This is a genomic window from Bradyrhizobium sp. UFLA05-89 (assembly GCF_059803475.1).
In genome coordinates, this window is sequence record NZ_JBANBA010000038.1 from 39,788 (window position 1) to 61,326 (window position 21,539).

22 protein-coding genes and 1 pseudogene are annotated in these 21,539 nt (G+C 63.8%); 14 read left to right on the top strand and 9 right to left on the bottom strand.

What is annotated here, in order from left to right; all coding sequences use genetic code 11:
• Positions 1-162: 162 nt before the first annotated feature.
• Together SO139_RS20945 and SO139_RS20950 are read right to left on the bottom strand one after the other, a co-directional pair.
• On the bottom strand, positions 163-846 hold the full coding sequence (locus SO139_RS20945) for an RraA family protein (protein ID WP_498540537.1): 684 nt from the start codon (positions 844-846) through the stop codon (positions 163-165).
• Positions 847-884: 38 nt separating this feature from the next.
• Positions 885-1,544, bottom strand: coding sequence for an RraA family protein (locus SO139_RS20950; protein WP_449379945.1), 660 nt, complete (start codon positions 1,542-1,544; stop codon positions 885-887).
• Positions 1,545-1,726: 182 nt separating this feature from the next.
• Between SO139_RS20950 and SO139_RS20955 the strand changes: the two genes are divergently transcribed.
• On the top strand, positions 1,727-2,626 hold the full coding sequence (locus SO139_RS20955; protein WP_449379944.1) for a LysR family transcriptional regulator: 900 nt from the start codon (positions 1,727-1,729) through the stop codon (positions 2,624-2,626).
• A 187-nt stretch (positions 2,627-2,813) separates the two neighbouring features.
• Here SO139_RS20955 and tolA read toward each other — a convergent pair whose 3' ends face one another.
• From tolA to mgtE, 4 genes are all read right to left on the bottom strand, one after another.
• Positions 2,814-3,638, bottom strand: a complete 825-nt coding sequence (gene tolA / locus SO139_RS20960; RefSeq protein WP_449379943.1) for a cell envelope integrity protein TolA — start codon at positions 3,636-3,638, stop codon at positions 2,814-2,816.
• 49 nt (positions 3,639-3,687) lie between these two features.
• The gene (locus SO139_RS20965) at positions 3,688-4,506 is read right to left on the bottom strand and encodes an aldo/keto reductase (RefSeq protein ID WP_449379942.1); all 819 of its coding nucleotides are present in this window, start codon (positions 4,504-4,506) and stop codon (positions 3,688-3,690) included.
• Between the two features lie 108 nt (positions 4,507-4,614).
• Positions 4,615-4,911 carry a helix-turn-helix domain-containing protein gene (locus SO139_RS20970; RefSeq protein WP_449379941.1) on the bottom strand — a complete coding sequence of 99 codons (297 nt, stop codon included), beginning with the start codon at positions 4,909-4,911 and terminating at the stop codon, positions 4,615-4,617.
• Between the two features lie 63 nt (positions 4,912-4,974).
• On the bottom strand, positions 4,975-6,396 hold the full coding sequence (gene mgtE / locus SO139_RS20975; RefSeq protein ID WP_449379940.1) for a magnesium transporter: 1,422 nt from the start codon (positions 6,394-6,396) through the stop codon (positions 4,975-4,977).
• Positions 6,397-6,478: 82 nt separating this feature from the next.
• Here mgtE and SO139_RS20980 point away from each other — a divergent pair, with 82 nt between their 5' ends.
• Both SO139_RS20980 and SO139_RS20985 read left to right on the top strand, forming a co-directional pair.
• Positions 6,479-7,279 carry a polysaccharide deacetylase family protein gene (locus tag SO139_RS20980; protein ID WP_449379939.1) on the top strand — a complete coding sequence of 267 codons (801 nt, stop codon included), beginning with the start codon at positions 6,479-6,481 and terminating at the stop codon, positions 7,277-7,279.
• Positions 7,280-7,460: 181 nt separating this feature from the next.
• Positions 7,461-8,726 carry a polysaccharide deacetylase family protein gene (locus SO139_RS20985; RefSeq protein ID WP_498540538.1) on the top strand — a complete coding sequence of 422 codons (1,266 nt, stop codon included), beginning with the start codon at positions 7,461-7,463 and terminating at the stop codon, positions 8,724-8,726.
• 14 nt (positions 8,727-8,740) lie between these two features.
• Here SO139_RS20985 and SO139_RS20990 read toward each other — a convergent pair whose 3' ends face one another.
• The gene (locus tag SO139_RS20990; protein ID WP_449379937.1) at positions 8,741-9,115 is read right to left on the bottom strand and encodes a hypothetical protein; all 375 of its coding nucleotides are present in this window, start codon (positions 9,113-9,115) and stop codon (positions 8,741-8,743) included.
• A 342-nt stretch (positions 9,116-9,457) separates the two neighbouring features.
• Between SO139_RS20990 and SO139_RS20995 the strand changes: the two genes are divergently transcribed.
• A complete protein-coding gene (locus tag SO139_RS20995) occupies positions 9,458-9,715 on the top strand; it encodes a hypothetical protein (RefSeq protein ID WP_449379936.1) in 258 nt (85 codons plus the stop codon).
• A 130-nt stretch (positions 9,716-9,845) separates the two neighbouring features.
• Here SO139_RS20995 and SO139_RS21000 read toward each other — a convergent pair whose 3' ends face one another.
• The gene (locus SO139_RS21000; RefSeq protein ID WP_449379991.1) at positions 9,846-10,271 is read right to left on the bottom strand and encodes an Lrp/AsnC family transcriptional regulator; all 426 of its coding nucleotides are present in this window, start codon (positions 10,269-10,271) and stop codon (positions 9,846-9,848) included.
• Positions 10,272-10,391: 120 nt separating this feature from the next.
• Between SO139_RS21000 and ocd the strand changes: the two are divergent.
• Positions 10,392-11,402: pseudogene (gene ocd, locus SO139_RS21005) on the top strand (ornithine cyclodeaminase); the annotation flags it as partial.
• 244 nt (positions 11,403-11,646) lie between these two features.
• Here the strand turns inward: ocd and SO139_RS21010 are convergent.
• Positions 11,647-12,465, bottom strand: a complete 819-nt coding sequence (locus tag SO139_RS21010) for an IclR family transcriptional regulator (RefSeq protein ID WP_449379935.1) — start codon at positions 12,463-12,465, stop codon at positions 11,647-11,649.
• Between the two features lie 152 nt (positions 12,466-12,617).
• Here SO139_RS21010 and SO139_RS21015 point away from each other — a divergent pair, with 152 nt between their 5' ends.
• From SO139_RS21015 to SO139_RS21055, 9 genes are read left to right on the top strand one after another with little or no spacing between them, the layout of a single operon-like run.
• Positions 12,618-13,613, top strand: a complete 996-nt coding sequence (locus SO139_RS21015) for an ABC transporter ATP-binding protein (RefSeq protein ID WP_498540539.1) — start codon at positions 12,618-12,620, stop codon at positions 13,611-13,613.
• Complete coding sequence (locus tag SO139_RS21020; RefSeq protein ID WP_498540540.1) at positions 13,606-14,301, top strand: SDR family NAD(P)-dependent oxidoreductase; 696 nt, start codon at positions 13,606-13,608, stop codon at positions 14,299-14,301. Before SO139_RS21015 ends, SO139_RS21020 begins: the two co-directional genes overlap by 8 nt.
• A gap of 44 nt (positions 14,302-14,345) precedes the next feature.
• Positions 14,346-14,582: a (2Fe-2S)-binding protein gene (locus SO139_RS21025; protein WP_449379990.1), complete on the top strand. Its 237-nt coding sequence runs from the start codon at positions 14,346-14,348 to the stop codon at positions 14,580-14,582.
• Positions 14,579-15,949 (top strand): FAD/NAD(P)-dependent oxidoreductase, encoded by a 1,371-nt coding sequence (locus SO139_RS21030; RefSeq protein WP_449379932.1) that lies wholly within the window; start codon positions 14,579-14,581, stop codon positions 15,947-15,949. The genes SO139_RS21025 and SO139_RS21030 overlap by 4 nt, the downstream gene beginning before the upstream one ends.
• Complete coding sequence (locus SO139_RS21035) at positions 15,946-17,106, top strand: NAD(P)/FAD-dependent oxidoreductase (protein ID WP_449379931.1); 1,161 nt, start codon at positions 15,946-15,948, stop codon at positions 17,104-17,106. Before SO139_RS21030 ends, SO139_RS21035 begins: the two co-directional genes overlap by 4 nt.
• Entirely contained in the window at positions 17,084-18,634 is a 1,551-nt protein-coding gene (locus SO139_RS21040; protein WP_449379930.1) for an ABC transporter substrate-binding protein, read from the top strand. The genes SO139_RS21035 and SO139_RS21040 overlap by 23 nt, the downstream gene beginning before the upstream one ends.
• Before the next feature lie 31 nt (positions 18,635-18,665).
• Entirely contained in the window at positions 18,666-19,604 is a 939-nt protein-coding gene (locus tag SO139_RS21045; RefSeq protein WP_449379929.1) for an ABC transporter permease, read from the top strand.
• On the top strand, positions 19,601-20,470 hold the full coding sequence (locus SO139_RS21050) for an ABC transporter permease (protein ID WP_449379928.1): 870 nt from the start codon (positions 19,601-19,603) through the stop codon (positions 20,468-20,470). The genes SO139_RS21045 and SO139_RS21050 overlap by 4 nt, the downstream gene beginning before the upstream one ends.
• Positions 20,467-21,441, top strand: a complete 975-nt coding sequence (locus SO139_RS21055) for an ABC transporter ATP-binding protein (RefSeq protein WP_449379927.1) — start codon at positions 20,467-20,469, stop codon at positions 21,439-21,441. The genes SO139_RS21050 and SO139_RS21055 overlap by 4 nt, the downstream gene beginning before the upstream one ends.
• Positions 21,442-21,539 lie beyond the last annotated feature (98 nt).

Genomic DNA, 21,539 nt, shown 5'->3' on the forward strand with positions numbered 1-21,539 from the left:
TTCTCCAGAGGTTGATCATCTTTGCGTGCGGCTTCCCTACTCACCAGCGCGATGCCACGTCGTTGATCGGCACGTGTACCGCCGCTCAGGGCGCAGTGCGGGGCGAGCACGAATGTGATCAAAGGAATTGGGCAGCAGCGATCCTCGAATGCGTGGAGCCAATCATTCCTTGCGTTGCAGGGTGTGGTAGCCAAGCGCTGCCCGCGCTTCGCGGATCGACGCACCGCTCGCGATGCGCTCGCGGATGGCTGCTTCGACCGTCTCGATCTTGCGGGCGGCTTCGGCGACCTCGCGCGCGCGCTGGCGCGGCACGACGACGACGCCGTTGGCATCCGCGACGACGATGTCACGCGTGGCGACACGCACCGTGCCAATGGCGACGGTTGCGCTCACGGATTCGACCTGCACACGATCCTTGCCGGTTCGCATGAAGCGACCGGCAGTGAAGAGCGGATAGCCATCCGCCAGTGCCTTGCTGACGTCGCGGCAGACCCCGTCGATGACCGTGGCTGCAATGCCGCGCAGACCCGAATATTGGGTGAGGATGTCGCCCCAAACGGTACAGTCCGTGCGTCCGCCGTTGTCGATCACAACGACATCGCCCTCAGGCACGTCGTCGATGTAGTCGCCGACCGAGCCTGCGGGTACGGTCGCGGGCACGTATTTCACGGTGAAAGCCGGGCCAACCAACACCTGCGAATAGTCCGCCAGTGGCGCAATGCCGAGCGCCTGTCCGTGCAAACCGAGCTTGTCGAGAGCATCCGAGACGCCGGGGGTGTCGAGCCCTGTGAAGAGCGCAACCAGCTCCTGATCTTCGGCGCTTGCTTTACGGGGATTCTGGGTCATTGGAGGAAGTACCTCGTCAAAGAGAGACAGCGACGCCCTCAGGCGCGGCGGATGGCTTCGAATTCCTTGTCGTGCATGACTTCAGCGACCGGACGGCCGGCTCGTACCGCAACGACCATGCCGTCCTGCCGACGCGCGATGCGCTCGCCGAGGTCGAGCACCTCGTCGATGCGGGCCGCCGGTATGAACGCCGTGCCGCAGCGGTCGGCGATGACGTAGTCGTCCTGGCTCACGGTGACGCCAGCCATCTGGACCGGCGTGCCGGAGGCGATCTGGATCACCCGATTGCGCGCGCTGATCATCGTGATGCCGCGGCCATAGACGGGATAGCCGATCGACTCGCTGCCCTCGATGTCACGGCTCACGCCGTCGATGACCGAGCCGCGGATCTGCTTGGCACGCGCGGCATTGGCGATGATATCGCCCCAGCAGGAGATTCCCTCCAACCCTCCGGCAATGACCAAGATGCGATCGTCAGTGGCGATCGCGTCGATGACCGGCGTTATGAGGTGAACCGTCGGCGCCGCATTGGTCTTCGGGCCAAGTTGGATGGTGCTGGCCCGTCCAACGATCTTCGGGCAATCCCACAACGGCCGCAGGCCGTAGGTGGCCCCGGGCAGATCGAGGAAATCCAGCGCATCGGACACGGTGTTCGTGTCGAGCGAGGCCAGACGGTCGAGCAAATTGGATATTGTCATCGCTGAGGTCCCTGTTTCCCCCGGCGGCAAGACTGAGCTGAAACTGCTGATATTGAAATTTCGATTAACTTATGTCTGTGATAGCCATTTCGGATCAGACCGCCGGATCGCGGGCATAATTGCCCACTGACGGCGTAATTGCCCACTGACGGCGGCCAGGTTCGGCGGGGACCCTGCCTGCAATGAGCACGATCGATTTCCGGCTGATCCGGCAGCTATGGATGTTTCTGGCCGTCGCCGAAGAGCAGCATTTCGGCCGGGCCGCGCGACGCCTCGGCATGTCGCAGCCTCCACTGACCGAGCAAATCCAGGTGCTGGAGCGTTCACTCAAGCTCAAGCTCCTGGAAAGATCCCGGCGCGGCACCAAGCTCAGCCCCGCAGGCGCAGCCCTGCTGCCAGCCGTCCGCCGGTTCGCCGGGCATGTCGAGCAACTGGAAACCGTCGTGAGGGAGATTGCCGCGGGGCATTCCGGCGTGCTTCAGATCGGCGCGATCACCTCGGCCATGCTGGAAACCGTTCCGCCCCTGCTGAGTGAGCTTCGGCAACGCTATCCGGCACTGACCATCTTCGTTCGGGAAATCGACAGCTTCGAGGCAGTCGCGGGGCTCGAGGCCGGGGAACTCGATCTGGCATTTGTCAGACTGGAAGGAGAAGTCGGATCGGGCATTTCCACCATGCCGCTGACCGAAGATCGGCTGGCGATTGCCCTGCCCCGAGATCATGCCCTTGCTAGGCTTCCGCGGGTGCGGCTTCGGTCACTGGATGGCGAGCAACTCGTGATGCCATCTCGGCAAGTCAGCCCGATCTATTTCGATGCGCTGGTCGCAGCATGTCGGTCCCATGGTTTCGCCCCGCGCATTCAGCACGAGGTACGCTCGATTTCTTCCCAGATCGCCTATGTGAGCTGCGGCCAAGGAATCGCACTGGTGCCAGCGACCATGCGCAAGCTCGCGCCGGAGGATGTGGTTGTTCGCCCTCTCAAGGAAAGGGTGATGGTGGTAACGGCGGCACTCGCCTGGAATTCAATGCGCTATAATCCGATGGTCGACGCGACCGTCGCATGGTTGAAGGCGCACTACTGAGGTCAAGACGTCTCGGCCAAGCGCGTAGATGTCGCCGTCGCTCGTCCGGGCCACAATATCTTGTGTTGCCAGCCGAAACGGCGATCTAGCCCTACTTTGCATGGGGTTGATTTCGAGGAATCAGATCAGCCATCGGGCAGAGCCTCTCGTCCTCCAATCGGCTTCGCTGCGCACGCCATGACGGGAACTACGACGCTCCGAAGTCCTTCGGTGTAAACGTCAGGTCGAGCACCCTCCACTCCTCGTACTTGTCGGCCGGCAGCATAGTGTAGGGCTGGCAGGCCTGGAGCGCGGCCTTGGCGGCCTGCATCAGGGCAAGGCCCTTGGCGGGCGATGCGCTGGCCTCGATCAGTGCCGGGACGGTGGCGAGCTGGCCGTCGGTGGTCATGAAGGTGCGGATCTTGATGTGGATGTTGTCGGACGGCGCGATCGTGTCAGGCAGCCTGGCGCAGCTTCGCAGGTGACGGCGGAATTCGGCGATGACGTTGGCCGGAAGCTTGGCCGCCTCAGTGGCCGTTTCACCGCCGCTCTCATTTTCCTTGGGGCCCTCTTTCGGCATGGGCGGCAGCTCGGCGGGCAAGCCCAGCATCACCCCGTATTTGAGGGTGACGTCGGGCTCAGGTGGCGTGTAGCTCGGCTGCGGCGCGGGTTGCGGCTGAGGCTGCGGTTGCGCTTCGGCCTCGCGCCTGGAAGGCGATGGCTGCGGCGGCGGTGAGGCCTGTGGCTCCGGCTGCGGCGATGGCTGCTGCGCCGATTGTGGCGATGGAGGTGGTGCGGGCGCCTCCGCCTTGTCCTTCGCGGTCAGCTCGGGCAGTGAAATCTGCGGCGACGGCGTCGGCTCCGGCAGCTTCTCCTTCAGTTCCTCCGGCGTGACGATGTCGACGGCGACCGTGTCGCTCGGCGGGGCATGGAACGGATGCACCTCGCTGATCAGGACGATCAATGCAACCAGCGTCACGTGCACGACGGCCGACGCCGCAATGTCCGTCCGTATGATCCGCCGCCGTTCCATGGCCCAACTTCGGTTGCTACCCACGGTCCTAGCATATGGATGCGGCGCCTCAATCCCATTTCGGCGCGAAGCCGAAATCGGTCAGCCGACCCTTGGGATGTGCGAGAGCGGCAATCTGGCTCATCTCGTCGGGCGACAAGTCGAAATCGAAGATCTCGATGTTTTCCGACAAACGTTCGACGCGCGAGGTGCGCGGGATCGCCACGACGTTCTGCTGCACCAGCCAGCGCAGGCAGATCTGCGCAGCCGTCTTGCGATGGACCCGGCCGATTCTGGCCAGTGTCTCGTCGCTCTTGATGCGCCCCCTGGCGATCGGGCTATAGGCGACGAGGGCAAGGCCGTGCTGGTCGCAGGCCGCCCTCACCTTGGTCTGATCGAGATAAGGATGAAATTCGACCTGATCGCAGACCAGTGGCTCCGGACACGCGGCGACCGCCTCTTCGATCAGCGCCACCGTGAAGTTGGAGACACCGATATGCCGCGTCAGCCCGAGCCGCCGGGCATGCGCCAGCGCGCCGAGCGTCTCGACAAGCGGCACGTGCGGATTGGGCCAGTGCAGCAGCAGCAGATCAACCGACGGCAGCCGCAGCCTGACCAGACTCTCCTTGACCGAGCGTTCGAGATCGTTCGGGGCAAAATGATTGGTCCAGACTTTCGTCGTGATGAAGACGTCGTCGCGGCGCACGCCGGAGGCGCGAACGCCATCGCCGACCTCGCGCTCATTGTCGTAGACCTGCGCGGTGTCGATATGGCGGTAGCCGAGCCGCAGCGCCTGTTCCACCACGCGCGCGCAGGTCCGGCCGCTCAGCTCCCAGGTCCCGAGCCCGAGAGCAGGAATGCTTGCACCATTGGCCTCGACGAACAGCATGAGGAATCCTCTCCTCGCCCGCCCCCGGTTGCATTATGGACCCCACGCACGCGGCTGCCAACCGAGACAGCCGGCATTGGCGTCAGGCCTTGTAGTCAGGCCCTGTAGTCAGGCCTTGGCGAGCGCCTGGAAGACCATATCCGGCGCATGCGCGATCACCGCAAGCAGCGCCCGTGCAGGTCCCCGCGGCGCGCGCTTGCCCTGCTCCCAGTTGCGGATGGTCTCGACGGGCACGCCGAGTTTTGCGGCGAACTCCATCTGGGTGAGACAGGCACGGCGGCGCAGGTCGCGCACTTCGAGCGGGCCGGCTTCGCTCGGCACAGCCGCGCCTTGCAGCGGAAGCTCCTGCCCGTCCCGCAATTCGACGATCCGTCCGTCCGCTTTCAGCCGCAACCGCATGTTCATCCCCAAGCGGGGCGATCATGATCGAGCTGGCTTAAGTTCGGATTAATGATAGCGCGATTGCAGCTATTTCAGCCCGAACCACAAGGTCGCAATGCCGAGGAAGGAGAAGAAGCCGACGACGTCGGTCACCGTCGTGACGAAGGTGCCGGAGGCGACCGCAGGATCGGCGCGCACCCGTTCGAGCCCCATCGGGATCAGAATGCCGCCGAGCGCGCCGGCAACGAGGTTGCAGATGATCGCCAGCCCGATGACGATGCCGAGCCCCGGGATCTTGAACCAGGCCACTGCGGCAATGCCGGTGATCACTGCAAAGGCGAGGCCATTGACGAGGCCGACGAAGGTCTCGCGCATCACCACGCGCCAGGCATTGGAGGAGCCGAGCTCGCGGGTGGCGAGCGCCCGCACCGCGACCGTCATGGTCTGGGTCGCGGCGTTGCCGCCCTGGCTCGCCACGATCGGCGCGAGCACGGCGAGCGCCACCATCTTTTCGAGCTGCCCCTCGAACAGGCCGAGCACGGAAGATGCCAGGAACGCGGTGGCGAGATTGACCAGGAGCCAGTTGAAGCGGGCGCGCGCAATGGTCAGCACGCTGTCGGACAGTTCTTCGTCGCTGGTGACGCCGCCGAGCGCCTTGAGGTCCTCGTCCGCCTCCTCCTCGATGACGTCAACGACATCGTCGACGGTGATGACACCGACGAGACGGTCCTGTGTATCGAGCACGGGTGCGGCAACGAGGTTATATTTGCCGAACATGTGCGCCACCTCCGCCTGGTCCTCCAGGACGGAGACGCGGCGGCGATCCTCGTCGCGGAGGTCGGCGAGCGGCACCGGGCGCCGGGCGCGCAAGAGCACGTCGAGCGGAACGGCGCCCTGCCAGTGCTGGTCCTTGTCGACGACGTAGATCTCGTAGAAGCGGTCCGGCAGATCGGGCGTCTCGCGCATGTAGTCGATCGCCTGGCCCACGGTGAAATCCTGGGGGACCGCAATGAACTCGGTCTGCATCCGCCTTCCGGCGGAGTTTTCCGGATAAAGCAGGCTGCGCTCGAGCGCGACGCGCTCGGGCAGCGGCAGCTTCTCGAGGATCTCCTCCTGATCCGCCTGATCGAGGGTCTCGAGCAGCTCGACGGCGTCGTCGGATTCGAGCTCGCGGACACCCTCGGCAACCGTTTCCGGCGGCAGCTCCTCGAGGATCTCCTCGCGGACGGCCTCGTCGACCTCGTTCAGGGCCGAGAAGTCGAAATCGCGCCCCGTCAGCTCGACCAGCCGGACGCGGTCATCCGCCTCCAGCGCGCCGATGAGGTCGCCAAGGTCCGCCTCGTGCAGTTCCGCGACGATGGCCCGCAACTGGGTGCTGTCGGAGGCCTCTATGGCACGCGCGATTTCCGCGACGAATTCGTGACGAATTTCGCCATCTTCATTGCGCATGGGAACGTGGTCGAGGACCGAGGTCTCGGCGGGTTCGGCAACGTCCATATGTTCGTCCATGGCGCGCCTCGCCGTTTGACAGGATGGATCAATTGGTCTGAGCTGGAGTTGAGGCAATAGTCACAAGGCAACATCGAGCGCAATGACAAAGATGCGTCTGCACCAATGGTCCCTGTCGGTCGCCATCGCGACGGCCGTGCTTGCCGGCAGCACGGCGGCGGACGCGGCCGACTGCCCGCGTCAGGATGCGCTCGGCACCGCGCGCGTGCTCAGCGTCGATGCCAAGACCTATCCGCGGGTCGGGCTGAAGAGCTTTCCGCAGACCCTGCCGCTCGCCGATCACGAGGTCGTGCTGACCTTCGATGACGGGCCCCGGCCTCCGCACACGCAAAAGGTGCTGGCAGCGCTAGCGCATGAATGCGTGCGCGCCACCTTCTTCCTGGTCGGCCAGTCATCGGCGGAATCTCCCGCACTGGTCAAGCGGATCGCTGCTGAAGGCCACACCGTCGCGCATCACACCTGGTCGCACCCGATGTCGTCGAAAATCTCCTTCGAACAGGCAAAGGAGAACATCGACCGCGGGATCGAGGCCGACGAGAAGGCACTCAACGGCGTGGCGACCCGCACGCCCTCGACGCCGTTCTTCCGCTTCCCCTATTTCGACTCCACGCCAGCGACGCTCGATCTGCTCCAGTCGCGCGGCATCGCCGTGTTCGGAGCAGACCTTTGGGCGAGCGACTGGGAGGACATCACCCCCGAGGAGGAATTGAAGAAGGTCAAAGAGCGGCTCGAGGCCGCCAGGAAGGGTATCATCCTGTTGCACGACGCGCAGGCGCGAACTGCGGCCATGATGCCCGCCTTCCTGCGGTACCTGCACGACAATGGCTACCACGTCGTTCACATTGTCCCGGCGGCGACGCAAAAGAGCGCCAATGCGCATTGATGCCGGAATGTCACGGCGGCCCAAAATGGGGTGATCGTGGGGCAATTAAGCCTCCGTTCATGCTAGGCCATGCAAATTGGACGGGGACCGGGCCTGAACCATTTCGGCTGGGCTTCGACCAAGGTTTTGAGATCGCGTGGATGTTCTGTCGCGGATCGCGTACGAGGGCAGACGGAGAGCAATGATCGGTCGTAGAGTTTCCTGCCGGATGCGGTCCTGGATCGTCTGCCTCGGATTTTTGGCCGCTGGCCCTGCCGCTGCGCTCGCCGCCGACTGTCCCGGCCATCCCGACGCGCTCGGCACCTCGCGCACGATCGTGGTCGACCCCCGCGAGCATCCGCGCATCGGCACGATGCAGTACCGGGAAACGCTGCCGCTGAGAGACCACGAGGTGGTCCTGACCTTCGACGACGGTCCGCTGCCGAAATACTCGAACCAGGTGCTCCAGATCCTGGCCGATGAGTGCATCAAGGCGACGTTCTTCACCATCGGCAATCAGGCCAAGGCGAACCCCGAGGGCGTGCGCAAGCTGGTCGCGGCCGGCCACACCGTCGGCACGCACAGTCTCACCCATCCCCTGACCTTCGAGAAGATGCCGATCGAGAAGGCGCAGGCCGAGATCGAAGGCGGCATCCAGTGGACCACCGCGGCGATGACCGATCCGTCGGCGCTGGCGCCGTTCTTCCGGATTCCCGGGCTGCTGCGCGCTGATGCCGTAGAGAACTATCTCATCTCGCGCGGCATCCAGGTCTGGAGCGCCGATTTCCCGGCTGACGACTGGCGGCACGTCTCGCCCGACCGTGTCTATCAGCTTGCCATCCAGCGGCTCGAGGCCAAGGGCAAGGGCATTCTGCTCCTTCACGACATCCAGCCGCGCACCGTCGCGGCGCTGCCCAAGATCATCCGCGAGCTCAAGGCCCGCGGCTATCGCATCGTGCATGTGGTGCCGGCGACTGCCGAACGGGCGGCAACGCCGACCGAGCCGGTTGAATGGTTGCTGCATCCGGCGAGCGAGAATGTGGCCGCGGTGCGCTGGCCGAGGATTCCGAGCTTCGTCTTCACACGGAGCGAAACGCTGCCGGCCCCGCTGCTGTCGGATTTGAACGCCGAGCTGCCGCGCCAGGCCGGCTCGTCGCATTGGGGCGTCGCGAAGGCCGGCGCGGAAAGCCTGCCCGTTCCGAGCCGGGACCTTTTCGAGATCAAGGAAGGCTCGCTCGAAGTGCTGCTGGCCAAGACGGCGTCACGCCAAGTCGCAACAAAGCTCGCGCGGGCCAACACGGCCGATGCGGTCTCCTCGAGGAATGCAAAGGGCCGTGCGGCGGTCGCAGCGCATGGCGGCCAGCATGCGCAGGCCTCGCGCGCTACCTCGAAGCGCACAGCGCGGGACGCCAATGCCAGCGCGTCGCGCCCGACAAAGCTCGCGAGCCTGAAGAAAAAGCAGCAATAAGGCTTACAAGCCGCCTACTGCCGCACGATGGCGGCGACACAGAGCAGCACGATCAGCGCCAGGAAGAACAGGTCCATATAGGACTTGAGCTCACCGTCGCGGCGCAGCCGCGCCACATCGGTCACGATCTGCTTGCGTGCATTGGTTCCGCCACTGCCGTCATTGATCGGCGCTTGCAGGCGCCGCGTCTCGCCTTCCAGCTTCTCGATCTTCTGATAAAAGTAGAACGCGCGCAGCGTCGAGGCCGCGCGCATGCCGCTATAGACCAGCACGAGAATCGCGAGGATCGCGCGGTTGGGGTATTTCTCCATGAAGTTCAGGCTGAAATAGACCATCGCCAGGAACGCGAAGTTGGTCACGAAGCGGTAGACGAAGCTTAGAAAGACCATGCTGGCTCCAGCGAAGGGCGGCGCGATCGTGCGATCGTTGTGAGTTGCGGAGATATTGGACGCAAGCCGGAACTGCCGGCCTGGAATGCTGTGGGTGCTGGTCTACGCCAAGATTGTGCAACCAAGATTAAGGGTGCCCGCGCAGTGCGGGCCGAGAATCGATCGGGGGCCGGACGCGCGCGCCTTTTAGCTACGCTTGGCCATAATGCAAGAGAGCGCAGGCGGCTTGCCGCGACGCCACGCGCGGACGGCGGCGGCCGCGTCGGCTCAATGGAGATTCAGGAAAAGTCGCGTTACACTGCCTTTGCCACCAGACTTTGCCTGACGATGTGGGGTCTGCCGATGCCGAAAAAGGGAATCACGGGCCACGACGAGTGGGTGCTCACCGAGGCGCTGGCTACCGCGCTGGTCGCGCTGGAGCAGCTCGCGCCAAAGCACCAGCCGCGCGCGCATATGGACGACATCCGCAAGATGCTCGCCAGCGGCAAGGAGCCGGCGACGGTCAGCCTGCACCTCGCCCAGGCCAAATGCCGCCTGTTCCCCGACACCGATCCGCTCGAGATCTACCGGGAATACGGGATCGGCGAGGAATATGGCTGAGCGGTCCGCTCGTGAGTCCCCTTCCTGAAGACGTGAATTTTTCGAGATCGCTGCGCCCGGGAGGGGTGGTCGCACTTGCTGCGATTTCAATGGTTTGCCGGGATCGTTGTGACGGGCGTTTGCAGTCCCCTCAGATTGAGCTCAGCATAATGCTGGTCTCGGTATTCAAGATTCCATCGATCGTGCGCACCTTGCCCAATACACGATCGAAGTCGCTGAGCCCCGACGCGCGGATTTCCGCAATCAGATCCCAGCCGCCATTGGTCGTGTGAAGCGCGTGAAGTTCCGGAAGGCCCCGCAGCCGCCGGATCACCGCGGTCGTAGAGCGGCCCGCGACTTCGATCATCATGATCGCTCGGATCGTGTTTGCGTCGTAGTCCTGCCGGACCCGCAGCGTGAAGCCGAGCACGGCGCCGGATTCTAGAAGTCGGTCGAGCCGGCTCTGCACCGTGGCGCGCGACACGCCGAGAATGGTCGCAAGCTTCGAGATCGGAGCTCGTCCATCCTCCCGCAGGGCAGCGACCAGGCGATGGTCCAGATCATCTAGAATGTGCATTGCGCAAATTGCCATCAATGACCGTGCACAATGCGCAATATAGCACGGTAAATTGTCATCTATTCCCATTTTCTATGCAAATTGTGAAAATTAACACTGCTCCTCCCAAAGGAGCAAAAGATGGTCCGATTCGTCGGGGTAGAGAACATGTTGCGGCTGGTGCGCTCGATCGGCGTCGAGCCGTACCTGGTCGGTCTTTCGTCCTATATTGAAGAGGACTTCCGCCGCTGGACCGTCTTCGAGAAGACGCCGCGCCTGGCCAGCCATTCGCGCGATGGCGTCATCGAGCTGATGCCAACCAGCGACGGCAGGCTCTACGGCGTCAAATATGTCAATGGTCATCCCAAGAATACCCGGGCCGGACTTCAGACGGTGACGGCGTTCGGCTTCCTATCCGATGTCGATACCGGCTATCCCCGATTGCTCGCCGAAATGACGATCACGACGGCACTACGAACGGCCGCCACCTCGGCGCTCGCCGCCAAATATCTGGCCCGCGCTGACTCCCGAACAATGGCCATTATCGGCCTGGGGGCGCAGTCCGAGTTTCAGGCACTGGCTTTCAAATCGTTGCTCGGCATCCGCCATCTTCGCGTCTACGATATCGAGGCCGCGGCGACGCGAAAATTTATCGCCAATCTCGCATCCTTCGGCTTCGAGATCGAAGCCGCCCGAAGCGTGCACGAGGCGATCCTTGGCGCGGATATCATCACGACCGTGACTGCCGACAAACTCAAGGCGACCATCCTCTCCGACAACATGGTTGGCAGTGGCATCCATATCAACGCGGTCGGGGGCGATTGTCCTGGAAAGACAGAACTGCAACGCGAAATCCTGCTACGCAGTGACGTCTTCGTCGAGTTTCCCGAGCAGACGCGAATAGAGGGTGAAATCCAGCAGATGCCGCCGGACTTTCCGGTCACCGAGCTATGGCGAGTGATCGTCGGCGACGTGCGCGGACGAAGCTCGCGCGAGCAGATCACTATTTTTGATTCAGTGGGATTTGCGACCGAGGATTTCTCCGCGCTGCGCTTTCTGGACGATCTTGTCGACGGAACAGATTACTATGACGATATCGATCTGCTCGCCGAACCGGCCGATCCGCGCGATCTCTTCGGTTTGTTGTGCAAGAAGAGCAGCGATTTGCGCCGAGCTCGCAGTGCAGCAATTGTGCAAAAGCTCTCCGCGCAGGCGATTGCTGACTTGATTGGCGAGCACCCGCTCGTTGAATGAAATGCAGTCCGGCTCCAGTGCGCCCATTTTGCCTCGTGTCCAGGATGCTTTGGCCTTGGGTTCGGAGAGTGTGCACACAAACTGCGCAGAAAGGCGACTGCGGACCACATGAAAGAGACCATGTTGGTGCACATGGGACATCTCAATACGAGCCGGCATATTGGCCCGGCCTCCGCAAGGCGACATCGAACGGGTTGACCTTCTGTGCCAGCGCCTCGGCCTCGCGCCTGAGCACCTGGACCACAATCGGCAAGCGCTCCGAATTGAGCCGCTCGACTGTGCTGCCGATACTGATCGCGGCGAGCGGCCGTCGTTCGCGATCAAGGATAGCAACGGCAACACCAGCCATGCCCGGCAGAAGCCCGGTACCGCGCGCTGCGTAACCGTTCTCCCGCACTCGATCGATTTCATTGCGGAAGAACACCTCGTCGAACAGGCCGAAATTGAGGAGGCGCGGCAGGTTGAAACGGATCACCTCCTCACGCTCCGCCTCAGGCAGGTGAGCGAGGATGGCCATGCTGCCCTGCCCGACCCCAAGGATCACCTTGCCCCCGATATCGCCGGTGAAAGAGCGGATCGGCACCGGTCCTTCGCAGCGATCGAGGCAGACCGCATCATATCCACTGCGTACCAGGAGAAAGACCGTGTCCCCCAAAGCCGCCGACAGCCGCAACAGCGTCGGCCGGCAAACCTCGCGCAGATTGCCGGGGTTTCCGGCCCGGGCGGCAAGCGCAAAAAACTCGATGCTCAGTCGGTAATACTTGCTGCGCCCATCCTGCTCTACCAGGCCTTCGTCGATCAGCATGCGCAGCAATCTGTGCGCCGAGGCCGGTGTCAGTCCGGCCGTCTCGGCCGCATTCGTCAACCGCGTCCCCGCGCTGCCGCACGTGGCTAGCGCACGCAGCAAGGCGACGGCGCGCGGCAGACTTCCGGAAGGTCCAGCACTCGAAGTATCATCCATCAGATGAAAATATCCTCTCCGTCGCCGCCTTCAAATTACACATACCGAAAGAGTCGTGTCGGATGTTTGCACATATCGGAATATGGCATTGACATACCGCGGATCAAAGACCTGAATGGTGAGTAACGCCCTCGCTCTGGCAGTCCTGCTCCATGCGCGAACCGGTCTTGCGTGTCGAAGATCTTCGGACCGAATTTCGCATTCGTGCCGAATGGTATGCGGCCGTCGATGGGGTGTCCTTCGCGCTCGACCGCAACGAGACGCTGGCCCTGGTCGGCGAGTCCGGCTGCGGAAAGTCGGTCACGGCCCTCTCTATTATGGGTCTCGTGCCGCAACCGCATGGTCGCGTGCCGGCGGGCCGCATCCTGCTCGATGGCGTCGATCTGCGAACTCTTGATGAAGCGAAGTTCGAGGCTCTGCGCGGCGATCGCATGGCGATGATCTTTCAGGAGCCGATGACGAGCCTCAATCCGGTAATGAGCATCGGATCGCAGGTTGCCGAAGCGCTGCGCGTCCATCGCGGCCTGCCCCGGGCAGCCGCCGAGGCGAAGGCGCTCGCGGTTCTCGAAGAGGTGAAAATTCCGTCCGCCAAGCAGCGTTTCCACGATTATCCGCATCAATTCTCGGGCGGCATGCGCCAGCGCGTGATGATCGCGATGGCGCTCGCGTGCGAACCGACGCTGCTGCTCGCCGACGAACCGACGACCGCCCTCGACGTGACCATCCAGGCGCAGGTGCTCGGGTTGCTCGCCGATCTGAAGTCGCGGCACGGCATGGCCATGCTGTTCATCACGCATAATCTCGGCGTCGTTGCCCAGATCGCCGATCGCGTTGCGGTGGTGTATGCGGGCCAGATTGTCGAAGAGGCGCCGGTGCACGAGATCTTCACAAAGCCCGCCCATCCCTATACGCGCGCGCTGTTCTCGGCTATCCCGCGCATGGATCGCGCGGAGCAGACTCTCGCCGCCATTCCCGGCCGCGTGCCGCCCCTCAACGACATGCCGAAGGGATGCCGTTTCGCGCCGCGCTGCCCGTTGCGCCGCGAAGGTTGCGAGACGCCGCAAGTTCTAGCCGCGGCTGCCCCACGGCATCTCGCCCGGTGTCATATCGCGACCAACACTTTTGCGAAGGAGCTTGCCCATGCTTGAGGCGGCCGGTCGCGTGGTGATGGTCTCTGGCGCTTCGCGCGGGATCGGCCGCGCCGTGGTGGAGCGCCTGGGCGCAGGCGGCTATCACGTCTCGGCCGGCGTGCGCGATACCCGCGGGCTGGTCGGATCCGACCGGCTGATGCTGCAGCGCTACGACGCCGAGTCGCTGGCCTCGGCGGAAGCATGGGTTGCGGCGACGATCGAGCGTTTCGGGCGCCTCGACGGCCTCATCAACGCTGCTGGAATCAATCCGGATGCCAATCTGACCGATCCGGACGAAACGGCGCTCGACGCCATGATGCTGATCAACGTCAAGGCGCCGATGCGGCTCATGCGACTCGCGCTGCCGCACCTCGCCGAGAGCGGCGAAGGACGCGTGATCAACGTCGCCTCGATGTCGGGCGAGCGCGTCCGCAATCCCAACGCCGGTTATGCAATGAGCAAGTTTGCGCTCATCGCGCTCACCCATGCCGTACGGCAATACGGCTGGGACCACGGCATCCGCGCGACCGCGATCTGCCCGAGCTTCGTTGCCACCGACATGACCGCGCATGTCACCAAATGGCCACGCGAGAAAATGAGCGACCCACGCGACATCGCCGAACTGATCGCGACGGTCCTGCGACTGCCAAACACCGCGACCATCGCCGAGTTGCTGGTCAATTGCCGGCTGGAGGACATGCTTTGAGATTGCAACGCCTGGCGGAGACCAATCGGGCCGCCGTGTCGTTCATGCTCGACGGTGCGCCCGTGGCCGCGCTCGAGGGTGACACTCTGCTCACGGCCATTCTCGCACAAGACGGCTACCTGCGCGCGAGCGAATTCGGCGATGGTCTGCGTGCGGGCTTTTGCCTGATGGGAGCGTGCCAGGATTGCTGGGTGAACGTCGAGGGAGGCGGCCGCGTGCGCGCCTGCACGACCCCAGTCGCAGAAGGCATGCACGTGTCACGCAGGATGGTGCAGCCATGAGTATCGTCATCGTCGGCGCCGGTCCGGCCGGCACACGCGCGGCCGAGGTTCTTGTCTGCGCAGGCCTGCGTCCAATCGTGATCGACGAAGCGCCGGAGAATGGCGGGCGTATCTATCAGCGCCAGCCCGCCGGATTCCAGCGCACCGCGCGTGCTCTCTACGGCTTTGAGGCTGCAAAGGCACAGGCCATACACGACACATTCGACCGGCTGCGGTCCTCGGTGGATTTCCGGCCACGAACACTCGCATGGAATTTGCGTTCCGGCGTGATCGACACGATCTGCGACGGAAGGGCGAGTGTCGTGCCGTTCGCGCAGACCATCCTTTGCACTGGTGCGATGGATCGGGTGATCCCGCTCCCGGGCTGGACACTGCCGGGGGTATTCACTCTGGGCGGATCGCAGATTTCACTGAAGGCGCAGGGCTGCGCCATCGGCGCGCGCGTTGCCTTTCTCGGAACTGGGCCCCTGCTTTATCTCGTCGCCTATCAATATGCCCGCGCCGGCGCGCAAATTGCGGCTGTGCTCGACACGACTCCGTTCGCCACGAAGGCAACACAGGCGTTCAGGCTGATGCGCGGCCGCGCAACTTTCGCCAAAGGCCTTTACTACATCGCCTGGCTGCGGGCGCACGGCATCCCCATCGTCGAGGGCGCAATACCGCTCGCGATCGAAGGCGACGGTCGAGTCGAATCGCTGAGCTGGCGCGATGCGCGCGGCTGCAAGCACGGGGCGGCAGTCGACGCCGTCGCGCTCGGCTTTGGGCTGAAACCGGAGGCGCAGCTTGCCGATCTCGCCGGCGTGCCGTTCGACTTCGATCCCGTGCAGCACAACTGGCAGCCCCGCAAGGACCAGAGCGGGCAAACATCCGTCGAAGGCGTGTTCCTTGCCGGCGACGGCAGCGGCATTCGCGGTGCCGATCTTGCCGAGGCAGCCGGCGCGCGAGCCGCCTGGGCGGTGCTGGCAGCGCGCGGTCTGCCGGTCGATGCGCGCGCAGTCGCGCGCCTCGATGCGAGACTGGCAGAAGGTGAAACCTTCCGCGCCGCATTGGAGCGCGCTTTTCCATTCCCAACAAAGCTCGCCGCAGACATGGCCGACGATACGATCCTTTGCCGCTGCGAAGTGATCACGGCGGGCGAATTGCGCGCAGCCGCGAACGAAGTCCTCGCGACGCTTCCGCCGTCGGAAGTCAATCGGGCCAAAGCCCTCACCCGCGTCGGCATGGGACGCTGCCAGGGGCGCGTCTGCGGCGCGGCCGCGGCCGAGGTGCTGGCGGCCACGATGTCCTGCCCGGTCGAGCAGGTTGGCCGCCTGCGCGGACAACCGCCCGTGAAGCCGATCCCCATTCTCCCCGCGGAGGCCGCATGAGCGCGACGTCCGCCGATGTGTTGATCGTGGGGGGCGGTGGCGCCGGCTGCTCCACGGCCCTGCATCTTGCAAAGCGTGGCGTGCGATGCATTCTGCTCGAACGCGGCCAGATCGGCGGGCAAGCCAGCGGCGTCAATTACGGCGGCGTACGCCAACAGGGCCGGCATCCGGCCGAATTGCCGCTCGCCCGCCGCGCGCGCGAAATCTGGGCACGGCTGCCGGAACTCATCGGCACCGACTGCGAATTCGAGGTGACGGGCCACCTCAAGCTTGCGCGCAACCAGGCCGAGGAAGCCGAGCTGATCGCTTATCTCGACGTCGCCAAAGCCAACGAACTTCCACTGATCATGATCGGAGGCAACGCCATCCATCAGCAATATCCCTGGCTGGGCCCCGACGTCGTGGCCGGCTCGTTCGCGCCAGACGACGGCGCCGCAAATCCCCGTCTGTTGAGCCCGGCTCTCGCACGGGCCGCGCGCGATGTGGGTGCCGAAATCCGTCAATTCACCCCGGTCAGCAAGCTGGCCCACGATGGCGCTGAGTTCATCGTGACGTCGGGCCACCACGAATTTCGTGCCCGATATCTCGTCAACACAGCCGGCTATTGGGGCGGCGCGGTCGCCGCGGCATTCGGCGAGCAGGTTCCGGTTTCGCCGCTCAACCCGAACATGCTCGTGACCGAGCCCCTGCCCTATTTCATTGCGCCCAATCTGGGCGTCGTCGGTGGCGACGTCTACCTGCGTCAAATCCGTCGGGGGAACGTGATCTTCGGCGGTGGTCGCGGACATTCCGATCCAGATGTTCCCTCGTCACGACCATCGCCCGAAGCAAGCGCCACAGCCATGGCGAAGGCGCTGCAGCTCGTGCCGCAGCTCGCCGGCACCCAGGTGATCCGGAGCTGGACCGGCATCGACGGCGAAACGCCGGACGATATTCCGGTCATCGGGCCGAGCCGCACGACGCCTGGCCTGTTTCATGCATTCGGATTCTCCGGTCACGGTTTCCAGCTTGGCCCGGCCATCGGAGCCATCATGAGCGAGCTGGTCCTCGACGGACACACGGATGTCCCGCTCGAGCCGTTCCGTATCGATCGTTTCGCAGAGAACGGATTGTTCAACCAGCAGGGACAGAGACATGACGCTTCGCATCACGCTTAGTGCGGCACTTGCGGCCGCCATCTTCATTGCAGTGCCCGCTTCGGCGGCGCCGAAGAGCGATCTGAAAGTCGGGATGGCTGCCCAGGACGTCGGCCAGCTCGATCCTCATCGTGCGGTCAGCACCATCGACCGCACCGTGGTTGCCTGGATGTATAACGGCCTCGTACGCTTCAAGCCGGGAACCATGGACCCGACGCTGATCGAGCCGGATCTCGCGGAGAAGTGGGAATCGAGTGCCGACAAGCTCGACTGGACTTTCCACTTGCGCCACGGCGTCAAGTTTCACGCCGACTTTGGCGAGCTGACCGCGGATGACGTCGTGTTCAGTCTCAAGAGAGCCAGCGACGCCAAGACCTCGGCCTTCTCCGCCGACTTCGCCGCGTTCAAGACCATCGAGGCAACGGACCCTCATACGGTCCACATCGTCCTGGCGCGCCAGGTGCCGAGCCTGCTCGGGTTGCTCACCAATTATTCCGGCGGCTACATCGTCAGCCGCAAGGCGGTCGAGAAGCATGGCGCGGACTTCACGCGCAATCCGGTCGGCACAGGCCCCTTCGCCTTCGTTTCCGACACCCCGAACCAGTCGCTCGAACTCGCGGCCTTCGACGGCTATTTCAGAGGCAAGCCGAAGCTCGAGCATGTAAGCTACCGCTACATTCCCTCCGACTCATCGCGCGACCTTGCCTTCCAGAACGGCGAGATCGACCTCATCTACGGCAAACAGGATCAGGCCTGGATCAACCGCATTCGCGCATTGCCGAACTCGGTCGTGGACGTCTTCGAACCCGGCGAACTGGCCAATCTCAATCTCAACATCACGGCGAAGCCACTCGACGACATCCGCGTGCGGCAGGCGATCGCCTATGCCGTCAACCGGCCGGAACTCGTCAAGTGGCAGGGCACCGATACCGCACGGCCCGGCCAGAGCGTGATTCCGGCGGGTTATCTCGGATTCTCGAAGGATGTCGGTCTCGTCAACACCGACGTCGCCAAGGCCAAGGCGCTGCTCAAGGACGCCGGCTATCCCGATGGCGTGACGATCAAGATCATCCACACGCAATTGCCGCAGATGCTGGGCAGCATGCAGGTCGTGCAGGCGCAGCTGCGCAAGGCAGGCATCAATCTCGACATCCAGGTCGTCGATCACGCCACCTTCCACCAGCAGATCCGCAAGGATCTGAGCCCGATCGTCTACTACGCAGCGGCGCGCTTTCCGGTGGCGGACATCTACCTGACGCAGTTCTTCCATTCGGCAAGCATCGTCGGAAAGCCGACGGCGGTCACCAATTTCAGCCACTGCGACGTGGCGGACAAGGAAATCGACGCCGCCAAGACCGAGACCGATACCGAAAAGCAAGTTGCACTCTGGGTCGAGGCCCAGAAGAAGATTGTTGCAGCGCTCTGCGCCGTTCCGCTGGCGGAGGCCTTGCAGATCTGGGCGCATCACACCGACCTCGACTACGGCTATGAGTTGAAGGCGTCGCTCTCGCTCGGTCCGCTCCTGACCGAAGCCACGCAATTCAAGTGAGGCAAGCGCGACCAAGCTAAGGGATCGCCCGGTGATTGGCTTCATCGTCCGCAGATTGCTGGCCTCGATACCGACGCTGCTCGCGGTATTGACGCTCGTCTTTCTTCTGGTGCGCGTGGTCCCCGGCGATCCGGCTATCGCCATCCTCGGCGATCGGGCCACCCCGGAAACGCTCGCGGCCCTGCGCGCCGAACTCGGCCTTGATCGCTGGATCGGCGCGCAATATTTCGAGTTCCTCGGTCACGCCTTGCGCGGCGATCTCGGCACCAGCATGGTCACGCATCGCGCGGTCTGGACCGAGATTGCCGATGCTTTGCCGCACACCATCGTGTTGACGCTGACTGCCATGGCGATCGGCTGCCTGATCGGCATTCCAGCCGGCGTCTGGGCTGCCCTCCACCGCAACGGTCCGATCGACGTGCTCACGCGCCTGCTGTCATTGCTCGGGTTGTCTTTTCCCGTGTTTGTTTCGGGTATTTTTCTCCTGATCGTCTTCGCGTTGCAACTGCACTTGTTTCCGGTGATCGGCAATCCGCGCCCGGGCGACTGGATCGACGGCCTGCACAAGCTCGTCCTGCCCGCGACGACCCTTGGCATCGTCATGGCGGCCTATGTCGTCCGCGTGACGCGCAGCTCGATGCTGCAGGTTCTTGGCGAGGATTACATTCGCACCGCGCGCGCGAAGGGTGTGCCACGGCGCGCCATCATCTGGCGCCACGGCTTGTCCAACGCCCTGATCCCGGTGGTCACCGTGGTCGGCCTCTATGTCGGCATCCTCATCGGCAATTCGGTGCTCACCGAAATCGTCTTCAATCGGCCCGGCCTCGGCAAGGTGATCGTCAGTGCGCTGACCCAGCGCGACTACACCATGTTGCAGGGCATGATGGTGATCTATTGCTTCCTGATCGTGGTGGTGAACCTGATCACCGACATCAGCTATGGCCTCATCGACCCGAGGGTTAAGCAATGACTGATGTGGCCCTTTCCGCACCGCGTTCGCCCTGGCGTGTGATGGCCGGCCGGCTCTTGAGCGACCCGACGACACTCGCCGGCGTCGTGCTCTGCGCGATCGTCGTCATCGGCGCGCTGCTCGCACCTTGGATTGCTCCTCGCGATCCCCTCGAACAGAATATTCTCGATCGCCTGGCGGGACCCGGTTTCGACTATCTGCTCGGCACCGACCAGTTCGGCCGTGACGTGCTGTCACGGCTACTGTGGGGGGCCCGGGTATCGCTACTGGTGTCCTTTCTCTCCATTGTCGGCGCCATCGTCGTCGGCGGTGCGATCGGCATGATCAGCGGCTATGTCGGCGGCCGTTTCGATCTCGTGACCATGCAGGTGATGGACGTCCTCCTGTCGTTTCCGAGCCTGATCCTAGGCATGATCATGGTGGCACTGCTTGGGTCGAGTGTCACCAATCTCATCATTGCCATTGCGCTCACTGCGATAGCCCCCTTCGCGCGCATTGCGAGAGCACCCGTCCTGGTGCTCAAGGAACGCGCCTTCATCGAGGCCGGCCGCGCGCTCGGGTTCTCGCACTTGCGCATTCTGCTGGTGCATGTGCTGCCGAACATCGTCACCGATCTCCTCGTCATGGGCACACTCTGGATGGCGACCGCAGTCCGCACCGAGGCCTCGCTGTCCTTCATCGGGCTCGGCGTCAAGCCGCCGACGCCGACCTGGGGCGGCATGATGCGGGACGGATTCGAGAACATTCTGGATTCGGCATGGCTGTGCATATGGCCGGGACTGGCCATTCTTGTCCTGGTGCTTGGACTGAACCTCCTGGGTGACGGCCTTTGCGACGTGACCGATCCGAAAGCGAACGCCCAATGACCGCGTCGCAAGCCCTGCTCGAGGTTCGTGACCTCGCCAAGCATTTCACGGTGACGAAGGGCTTTCCCCGCCCGATCACAACGAAAGTCCGCGCCGTCGACGGCGTCAGCTTCGTAGTCGCGCGCGGCGAGGCATTCGGCCTCGTCGGCGAGTCCGGCTGCGGCAAGTCGACTGTGGCGCGCGCCGTGCTGCGCCTGATTCCGCCTGATGCCGGTCGTGTGCGCTTCGCCGACATCGACGTGACCGGCGCCCATGGATCCATACTGCAGCGGCTGCGCCGTCGCATGCAAATCGTATTCCAGGACCCCTATTCGTCGCTCAATCCGCGACGCACGATCGGCCAGGCTTTGACCGAGCCGCTTGGCGTGCACGGCCTTGCCCGCGGTCGCGCCGCACGCGAACGCGCAATCGCATTGCTGGAGGAGGTTGGGCTGCCGCCGTCCGCCTACGACCGCCACCCGCACGAGTTTTCCGGGGGACAGCGTCAGCGCATCGGAATTGCTCGTGCGTTGTCCGTCGAGCCCGAGCTGATTGTTGCCGACGAGCCGGTGTCTGCGCTCGACGTTTCTGTGCAGTCGCAGGTGCTACTGTTGCTGAAGGATCTTCAGTCACGGCGTGGTCTGACATTCGTGTTCGTCAGTCACGATCTCGGTGTCGTGCGGTGGTTCTGCTCGCGCGTCGCGGTGATGTATCTCGGGCGCATTGTGGAGGACGGTTCGGTGGCACGCGTATTCGGCGCACCACGTCATCCCTACACCCGTATGCTGCGTGATGCTTCGCCGATCCCCGACCCGGGCATACGAGGCACACTGCCGCGCATCGTCGGCGAAATCCCCTCCGCCGCCAATCCGCCGGCAGGATGTCACTTTCATCCCCGTTGTCCCCGCGCGTCCGATGTATGCAGGACCGCGTATCCCGAATGGCAAGTTGATGCTGATGGAGGTGTCGCCTGTCACCACCCAGAGACCTGATCAGTCGTGGCAACAAGTGTTGACGATCCCTCCAGTTTCACCCTTGTTGCCCGTCGGAGTGAGCCGCTTGGTCGCGTGAAACTAGGGCGGCGCGGCGA